The following is a 9,282-nucleotide window of genomic DNA, read 5'->3' on the forward strand; positions in this document are numbered from 1 at the left end:
CTGACTTTCGGCAAGTATTTACAGTTCGGAAACGTGATTTCCTTCAAAACACTTCCGCACAAGGTAGCCGCTCTTGCCCCTGTTGGCAAATGACCGGCCTGACTGCCAGTTTATGCCGGTTTGCGGCGACAAGTAGGAGGTACTATGTATTCTACCACTGATTTTCGTAGGGGTCTTAAAATCGAAGTTGAAGGCACCCCTTACGAAATTGTGGACTTTCAGCACTTCAAGCCCGGCAAGGGCGGTGCAATGGTGCGCACAAAGTTGCGCAATATTCTTACCGGGCGTATGCAGGATATTACTTTTCGTTCCGGCGAAAAGGTGAATAAGCCTGATCTTGAAACGCGCGACATGCAGTTTTTGTATCGGCAGGATGATGATCTCATCTTTATGGATATGACCACCTACGAGCAGCTGCAAATGCCCATTTCGACCACCGACGGTAAAGAAGGCTTTCTGAAGGATGGTCAGGAGTGCCGGGTGTTGCTGTACAAGGGTAATCCGTTGGACATTGATATTCCCGTAAGCATGGTGCTGGCTGTTGTTGAAACCGAGCCCGGCGCCAAGGGGGATACGGTGAGCAACGTCACCAAGCCCGCCAAACTCGAAACCGGCCTTGTTGTTCAGGTTCCCATTTTTGTTAACGAAGGTGACCGCATTAAAGTGGACACCCGCTCCAAGGAATACCTGGGTCGGGAATAATGCCCGGTTCGGGAGGGTAGCCCTACGGACGCCCATAAATTCAGCCGCGAACTTCTTGGCCTTTTTCTGCTCTTCTGGGCACTGCTGCTTTTATTGAGCTTGCTCAGCTTTGACGCCAATGACCCCAGCCTCAACCATGTGGTCAGCGGCGCTGTCGAAGTGCGTAACAAGGCTGGCCTTTTTGGCGCGTATACCGCGGGATTCCTCAATGATGTGTTTGGCGTGGCCGCCTTCCTCTGTCCGCTGGTTTTCGGCGCATTGGGGGCGGCCTACGTCTCTCCTGCCTATGGCATGCATTGGTGGCGCTGGTGCGGATTTTTTCTGCTTACCATCTGCCTTCTGGTTGCTGGGGCGGCCTGGGATTTTTCCATTGGTGACATTTGGGGCGGCGGCATGGTCGGCAGTGCTTTGCACAGCAATGCCAGCCGCTATCTCAGCCCGGGCGGTTCTGCCCTTGTATGGTTTTTTGTTTTTTTGGCGGGGCTTCAACTTGCCTGGAATATCTCATGGTTTACCCTGGCCGGTCGGCTTGCCCACTGGTTGCGTGGCAAACTTGAGGCAAAATTTGCTGCCACAGAAGCAGAACAAAGCGAAAAAACAAAAAAATCTGGCAAAAATACTTCCTCTTCTGGCAAGACTGCCGCGCGTGAGCACGTTCTCCCTGAAATAGTGCGGCATACCCCCGAAGCCGCCACTGCAGAAAATGAAGAGAAGCAGCAGTCCGGTTTCCGGCTGTCATGGCCCACCTGGGGATTTTTATCCCGCTGGCGTGATCGCTTGGGAGACATTCACCCCACAGCGGACTCCCTGCCGGAAGTTTATGAAGACAACGCGGCGGATCCAGGGAACACAGAATCCACTGCTCCTCTTGTTCCAGCGGATGCGGGGGACGATCCCTTCGCTGTGGCTCAGGACCTGAGCGGTCAGCCATTGGTGGAACAGGGGGGCGCCGTTTCGGACGCGCCTGCGCCGTCTGTGCGAAAAAGTTCCGCCGTGGAAGTTGCCGACGCAGCACCGACTACTCCTCCTGCCGCCGCTACTGGTGGGGCAGGGGCTGATAAAAAAAGCGGCCTGGGCGGCCTGGTTGCTTCGGCATTCCGCAAAAAATCGGCTTCGCCACTGCCGGGGCTTGATCTGCTGGCCCCTCCTCCTGCCCAAAGTGGTGGACTCAGCCGTGAAGACATCCAGGCCAGAGGCCAGGCGCTCATGGCTTGCCTTAATGACTTTGACATCCAAAGCGAACTCGTGCGCATCACTCCTGGACCTGTAGTCACCATGTATGCGGTGCGCCCGGCTCCCGGCATTCGCGTAAGCCGCATCGCCAACCTGAGCGATGACCTCGCCCTTGCCCTCAAGGCTGTGGCCATCCGTATTCAGGCGCCGATTCCCGGCTCTGACACCGTGGGGATCGAAATTCCCAATGAACAGCGCGAAACTGTCAATTTTCGGGAGCTGGCCGCTTCCGAAGCGTTCCGTAACGGTTGCGGCCCGCTGACCATGATCCTCGGTAAGGACATTGCGGGTAAGCCATTTATGGCAGATCTGGCCCGCATGCCACACCTTCTTGTGGCCGGAGCCACGGGGGCGGGCAAAAGCGTTTGCCTGAACGGCATCCTTGTCAGCCTGCTGTACCGCACCCAGCCGCAGGATATGCAACTGCTGCTTATAGATCCCAAGCGCATTGAAATGGCTGTGTATGCCGATGCTCCACACCTGGTGCACCCCGTAGTCACGGAAATGAACGAAGCCAAAAACGCTCTGGACTGGGCCGTGCATGAGATGGACCGGCGCTATGCAGCCATGGCCCGCCTGGGCGTGCGTAATGTTGCTGGATTTAATCAAAAACTGGCTGCCTATAAGGATGGTCTGCCGCCAGACTTTTCTGATCTGGAGCCGTTGCCGTATCTTGTTATTGTTATTGACGAACTGGCCGACCTCATGATGACTGCGGCACGTGAAGTCGAAACCAGTATCGTCCGTTTGGCGCAGTTGGCCCGCGCGGCCGGTATTCATATGATTCTGGCCACACAGCGGCCCAGTGTGGACGTGGTTACCGGCCTTATTAAAGCCAACTTTCCTTGCCGTATTTCTTTTCAGGTTACTTCCAAGCATGACTCGCGCACTATTCTTGACCAGGTCGGGGCCGAGCACCTGCTTGGCCGGGGCGACATGCTGTTCAAGCCCAGCGGGGGAAGACTGCAGCGCCTGCACGGGCCATTCCTCAGCGATGAAGAAGTGCAGAGTGTGGTGAATCACTGGAAGCGCCAGTTGAGCCCATCCTACAAGGTTGATTTTGCCCAGTGGGGGATTGATGCCGCCATAAGCGGCAACGGCAGCGGGGGCGGGGATGCGGCCCAGGATCCCCTGTATGGCGAAGTTCAGGCTTTCGTGAGCGAACAGGGCAGGGCATCAATTTCTCTTGTGCAGCGCCGCTTTAAAATCGGTTTTAACCGCGCGGCGCGCCTGATTGAGCAGTTGGAACATGACGGCATCATTGGCCCGGCGGACGGCAGCAAACCCCGCGCAGTGGTCAAATAGGCTGAGCAGATTCTTTTTTGGGCGTGATTTTTTCTGTCTGAGGCCCTGGCGGGCGTGGAGGTTGTATATGCGTATGCTGCGCGCGGCTGTCGCCGCAATGGCCCTGTGTCTCATTATTCCTTCGTTTGCTACGGCACAGAATCTTGATATGGATGCGGCCATTCAGGCGCGTTATGAAAAACTTGATTCCTTTTCTGCAGATTTTGACCAGACCCTTACACATAAAGAGAGCGGCGCTGTAGAAAAAAGGCAAGGCAAGCTGCTTTTTAAAAAACCTCTGCTCATTCGCTGGCAAACCGTGGCTCCGCATGAAGAAACGCTTGTGGTGACGGGAAAAGAAATCTGGAATTATATTCCGGAAGAAGAAGTAGCCTACCGCTATCCGCCAAGTCTGGTTCAGGATTCACGCAGCATTATTCAGGTTATTACGGGACAGGCCGAGCTCACCAAAGACTTTGACGTAAAAGCCGAAGGCCGGGAGGATGGTTTCTCCAAGCTGCGCCTTTTCCCCAAGGAACCGGCGCCGCAAATGGTGGAGGCCGTCATATGGGTCGAACCTGATACCGGATATATCCGGCGGGCCAGTATCCTGGATTTTTACGGCAACAGCAATGAAGTACGCTTTAACCGCTTTTCTCCGGATGTCAGCATCAAGGCTTCGGAATTCAGTTTTACACCGCCCAAGGGTGTGGATGTTGAAGACCGCATTGATAGTGCTGTTCCCGAAAAAGAGCTGTTTCGCTAACGCCGGAAGAGCCGATAATCAGGAAAAACTTATCAAGCCGTGACGCATTTTGCGTCACGGCTTTTCTTCCCCTGATTTTTGAGCGATGTGCCATAGAACTTCACGAATTTAAAGGATTTTACATATGGATAAGGCAAGTAAAGAAATATTTTTACTGCTTAAAATATTTAACAAATATGCGCCAGAGCTGATGAAGCGTCATTGTTTTCTGCAAGCGCATAAAGTAATGTAACCAACTTGAGTAATCAGCCCAGCTTGAAGGAGCAGGAAAAATGACCGAGGAAAAATTCGCGACCTCCATGCAGGAGGAAGGCGTTGAAGACTTTGCCGCCATGTTGGCGGCCCATGAAACTTCCGGGCATCGCCTTCAGGCGGGTCAGAAGGTTACCGGCACAGTTATTGCCATCACCGGCGACAGCGTTTTTGTTGATGTAGGCATCAAGGTTGACGGCATCATGGAGCGTAAGGATATTCTTGATGCTGAAGGCAAAGAAACCGCTGCCCCCGGCGAACCTGTAGAGGCCTGGGTTGTTGGCGTTTCTGCGCAAGAAATCCGCCTGTCCCGCTCTATGAGCGGCAGCGGCGTGGCTGCGCTTGAAGAAGCCCGTGATGCGGCCCTCCCTGTGGACGGGCGCATTGTCGGTCCCTGCAAGGGCGGATACACTGTTGAAGTTCTGGGAAAAACTGCATTCTGCCCCGGCAGCCAGATAGGCCTTGCCTCTGCTGAAGATGCCGAATCCCTCACAGGCCGCACCTTGCAATTCCTTGTTATCAGAGTTGAAAACAGGGGACGAAATATTGTTGTTTCCCGCCGTGCGCTGCTTGACCGTGAGCGGCAGGAGCAACTTGAAGCTTTACTTGAAAAGCTTGGCGTGGGCGATACCGTTGAAGGCAAAATATCCCGCTTTGCTCCCTTTGGCGCATTTATGGAGCTGGATACAGCCGTAGAGGGCATGATACATCTCTCCGAGTTGTCCTGGTCGCGCGTAGGCGCGCCGGATGAGGCCGTTTCCCTGGGCGATACCGTGCGGGCCAAGGTGCTTTCAATCAGTAAAAACGACAAAGGTCAGGTTCGTATTGCCCTTTCTCGCAAGCAGGCCGAGGGCGATCCCTGGCAAGATGTAGCTCAACGTCTTGAAAATGGCGCTGTGGTACAGGGTAAGGTTATGCGCCTTGCGCCCTTTGGCGCTTTTGTGGAAATTCTGCCCGGTATCGAGGGCTTGGCGCATATCTCTGAACTGTCCTGGACAAAACGCGTCAACAAGCCTGAAGAAATTCTTCAAGTTGGGGATAACGTTGCGGTAAAAATCAAAGACATTAATGCGGATTCGCGTCGCATTTCTTTGAGCCTGCGTGATGCCGAAGGCGATCCCTGGCAGGATGCCGCGCAGCAGTTTGCTCCTGGAAGCATCGTTCAGGGCATAGTGGAAGGGCGCAGTCCGTACGGCCTTTTCATTACTCTTGCTCCCGGCATCACGGGCCTTTTGCCTGCGGGTGTCATCAAGAATGCCAAGAACGCAGGCCAGTACAGCAAATTGGACAAGGGCGACAACGTGACTCTTGCAGTACAAAATCTGGATACCGCTGCCCGGCGTATCAGCCTTGCCCCTGAAGGGAGCGAGGCTTCATTCAGCGCAGATGATAAGGCGTGGAAGCAGCACGCCGACAAGGGCAGCGGTTCTGCAAACACAGGGATGAACACTTTGGCTCAAGCTTTGCATAGAGCAATGCAAAACAAGTAACCAGGAGTTTTTCCATGTTTATAAAAAAATGCCTTTCGGGCCTGCTTGCAGTGACTTTTGTCGTTGCCGCGCAGCTCGCCCAGGCAGGAAACCTGCCGGACTTCAGCGAGCTGGCAGCCAAAAGCGGCCCCGCTGTCGTCAACATCAATACTGAAAAAATGGCTGCCGGCGGTGGCTCTGAAGAATTTTTTGGCGAAATGTTCCGTAATATGCCCCCCGGATTTGAAAAATTTTTTGACCAGTTCGGCGGCAAGCGGGATGGCAAGCGCCCCCAATCCAGACAAAAATCTCTCGGCTCCGGTTTTTTGGTGTCGACGGATGGCTTTATCGTCACCAATAACCATGTGGTGGCCGATGCCGATGTTATTCGCGTAACACTGGATCAGGAAAACGGCAAAAGCGAATCTTTCACGGCGACTCTTATCGGCGCTGACGAAGAAACTGACCTGGCTTTGCTGAAAGTGGAAACCAAAAAAAATCTGCCTTTCCTGGCTTTTGGTAATTCCGACGAGCTCAAAGTGGGCGAATGGCTGCTGGCCATCGGCAACCCTTTTGGCCTGGACCACACAGTGACTGCGGGTATTTTGTCGGCCAAAAATCGCAACATTCACGCCGGTCCCTTTGACAATTTTCTTCAGACCGATGCTTCCATCAACCCCGGTAACAGCGGTGGACCTTTGCTGAACATGCAGGGGCAGGTAGTAGGGATCAATACAGCCATTATCGCCAGCGGGCAGGGCATTGGTTTCGCCATTCCCAGCAACATGGCTGCGAAGATCATTGATCAGATCAAAAGCGGTAAAAAGGTCAGCCGGGGCTGGATTGGCGTTACCATTCAGGATGTTGAAGAAAATACTGCAAAAGCTCTCGGCATGAAGGACGCCAAGGGCGCGCTTGTTGGCAGCGTTATGGAAAATGAGCCTGCCGGCAAGGGCGGCATGAAGGACGGCGACATCATCCTGGCCGTGGACGGAAAGGATATTGACGACGCATCGGCCCTGCTGCGCGCCATTGCCGAAAAGACCCCTGGCAGTAAAGCAGTAATCAAGGTGTGGCGCGACGGTAAGGTTCTTGAGCTTACCGTTACCCTGGGCGAGCGCCAGTCAACTTCTCAGGCCTCTGCAGCCGGAAAGGGTGGCCCCAAGCAAAGCGAAGGTCTCCTCGGTATTGCTGTTCGCCCGCTCAATGATGCCGAACGCCGGGACATGAAAATTGATAAAAATGAAGGCCTGCTCATTGTGGATGTCACCCCCAACAAACCTGCGTCCGAAGCTGATTTGCGCCCCGGGGACGTAATCCTCAAGGCAAACCTCAAGCCTGTGAATACGTCAGAGGCATTGTCAAAAATTGTTAATGAAGAGGGTGTGAAGCGCGGAGCCATCATGCTGCAGATTTCGCGCCGCGGCGACGTGTATTTTCGCACAATTCCTTTGAGCAAATAAAAAGCCTCGCTGACTCTGAAAAAACAAAAACTGCAAGGGCTGCTCCTATGGGGCAGCCCTTTTTGTATGAATTTAAAAGATAATCTGGTTTAAATGTCATGTTGCAGGCGTGACAATCCATAATATCTTATGGTAATTAACGAGACAGTGGAGGTACATCATGCCTGTTGTTCATGCCCGGGCCGGACAATTGCCCCTGCCTGAAGATCTTGAAAATATCCCGGCACTTGTCAGCGCCTATTTCACCGAGTATCCCAATCCCGCAATTCCTGCCCAGCGCGTGAGCTTCGGAACTTCGGGACATCGGGGGTCTTCGCTGCTTCATACTTTTAATGAAGAGCATATCTACGCCATTACACAGGCAGTATGCGACTATAGAAAGGCCAACGGCATTGATGGTCCCCTTTTTCTTGGTGGTGATACCCATGCTCTGTCTGAAGCGGCTTTTCGTTCCGCCCTTGAAGTTCTGGTAGCCAACGATGTGCATGTGCGTATTGCGCCCCAAGGTATCTACACAGCCACCCCCGCCATATCACATGCCATATTGCGCTGGAATGCCGGGCGCTCCAAAGGCTTGGCCGACGGTATAGTTATTACCCCTTCACATAACCCGCCGCGTGATGGCGGATTCAAGTATAATCCCCCCCACGGCGGGCCAGCAGAGACCGATGTTACCGACAGGATAGAAAAAGGGGCCAATATCTATCTTGAAAACGGTAATCGTGGAGTCCGCCTCACACACCTGCGGGCGGCGCTGTCCTCTTCGCTGGTGGAAGAATATGACTTTATCCGCGCTTATGTGGATGACCTGCCTAACGTTCTGGATGTAAAAGCCATCGCAGCCTCGGGCCTGCGGCTTGGCGTTGATCCGCTTGGAGGCGCGAGCCTGCAAATGTGGGAACCCATAGCTGACGCCTATGGGATTGAAATCACGGTGGTGAACAAGGCAGTAGATCCCACATTCCGCTTTGTCCCCTTCGATAAGGACGGAAAAATCCGTATGGATTGCTCCTCGCCTTATGCCATGAATGGCCTTCTTGAAATGCGCAATCGTTTTGATCTGGCGGTTGCCTGCGATCCCGATTCAGATCGCCACGGCATTGTCACAGGGCAGGAGCTGATGAATCCCAATCACTTTCTGTCTGTGGCTGCATGGTATCTGTTCCGTACGCGCCGCGCATGGTCATCTGCCAGCGGCATTGGCAAAACGTTGGTAACCAGCGCTCTTCTGGACAGAGTGGGGCAGGAGGTAAACCGCCCGGTGGTGGAAGTGCCTGTGGGATTCAAGTGGTTCGTACCTTATCTTTTGAACGGCCATTGCGGAATGGGGTGTGAAGAAAGCGCCGGGGCTTCATTCCTGTGCTTTGATGGCACCCCCTGGAGTACCGATAAGGATGGGCCTCTCATGTGCCTGCTGGCTGCGGAAATGTTGGCAGTTGAACAGTCCTCTCCCACAGATCTGTATGAAAAACTTACGGAACGCTTGGGCCGCCCGGTGTATCAGCGGCTGGATGCCCCTGCCGACGATCAGGTGCGTGCGAAGCTCAAGGCCCTAACGCCGGAAAGTGCCGATATCTCCAGCCTTGGCGGCTCGCCCGTTACAGAGATTATTACCAGAGCGCCTGGGAATGATGCTCCTATTGGAGGTATTAAAATTTCCAGCGCAGACGGCTGGTTTGCTGTTCGCCCCTCAGGGACAGAGCCCATATGCAAAGTTTATACAGAAAGCTTTAAGGGAGAAGATCACCTTTGCGCCATACAAAAGGATGCCATGAACTTTCTGGAACGATTGCTGAAGGCCTGAACCTGAAAACATAGGCTTGATTGCACAGCTATTTGGCATTTTGTGTTTTTACTGATGGGCCATTTAAAACTCTTTAAAATTTTTTCATTTTTCATCCAAGGGCATGTTCGCTACATGGTTAAAAAGTACCAGTTTATGATGCTGTAATTTAAAAAAGCTCTCCTATTACATTAAGGAGAGCTTTTTATATAAATGGCATTGGGTGAAATATCTATAAAGTTTTACATGATGTTGTTTTTACGCAGTCCGTTTTGACTATTGAATAAAATATCCAACAGTGCGCCATACGCCATCTGCTTCTTTTTGCAG

Annotated in this window: 5 protein-coding genes and 1 pseudogene; all 6 read left to right on the forward strand. The window is 53.2% G+C overall.

Annotation, left to right across the window (positions count from 1 at the left end; genetic code table 11):
• Window positions 1-144: 144 nt before the first annotated feature.
• Window positions 145-702, forward strand: a complete 558-nt coding sequence (gene efp, locus QZ377_RS11145; protein ID WP_291441216.1) for an elongation factor P — start codon at window positions 145-147, stop codon at window positions 700-702.
• Window positions 703-735: 33 nt separating this feature from the next.
• A pseudogene (locus QZ377_RS11150) lies at window positions 736-3,240 on the forward strand (DNA translocase FtsK 4TM domain-containing protein); the annotation flags it as partial.
• Between the two features lie 67 nt (window positions 3,241-3,307).
• The gene (gene lolA, locus QZ377_RS11155; protein WP_291441217.1) at window positions 3,308-3,985 is read left to right on the forward strand and encodes an outer membrane lipoprotein chaperone LolA; all 678 of its coding nucleotides are present in this window, start codon (window positions 3,308-3,310) and stop codon (window positions 3,983-3,985) included.
• A 272-nt stretch (window positions 3,986-4,257) separates the two neighbouring features.
• On the forward strand, window positions 4,258-5,727 hold the full coding sequence (locus QZ377_RS11160; protein WP_291441218.1) for a 30S ribosomal protein S1: 1,470 nt from the start codon (window positions 4,258-4,260) through the stop codon (window positions 5,725-5,727).
• Between the two features lie 14 nt (window positions 5,728-5,741).
• Window positions 5,742-7,169, forward strand: coding sequence for a DegQ family serine endoprotease (locus QZ377_RS11165; RefSeq protein ID WP_291441219.1), 1,428 nt, complete (start codon window positions 5,742-5,744; stop codon window positions 7,167-7,169).
• Window positions 7,170-7,329: 160 nt separating this feature from the next.
• Window positions 7,330-8,973 (forward strand): phosphoglucomutase (alpha-D-glucose-1,6-bisphosphate-dependent), encoded by a 1,644-nt coding sequence (gene pgm / locus QZ377_RS11170; RefSeq protein WP_291441220.1) that lies wholly within the window; start codon window positions 7,330-7,332, stop codon window positions 8,971-8,973.
• The last annotated feature ends 309 nt before the right edge of the window (window positions 8,974-9,282 follow it).

Origin of the sequence: Desulfovibrio sp. (assembly GCF_019424165.1) — a bacterium.
Lineage (GTDB): Bacteria > Desulfobacterota > Desulfovibrionia > Desulfovibrionales > Desulfovibrionaceae > Desulfovibrio.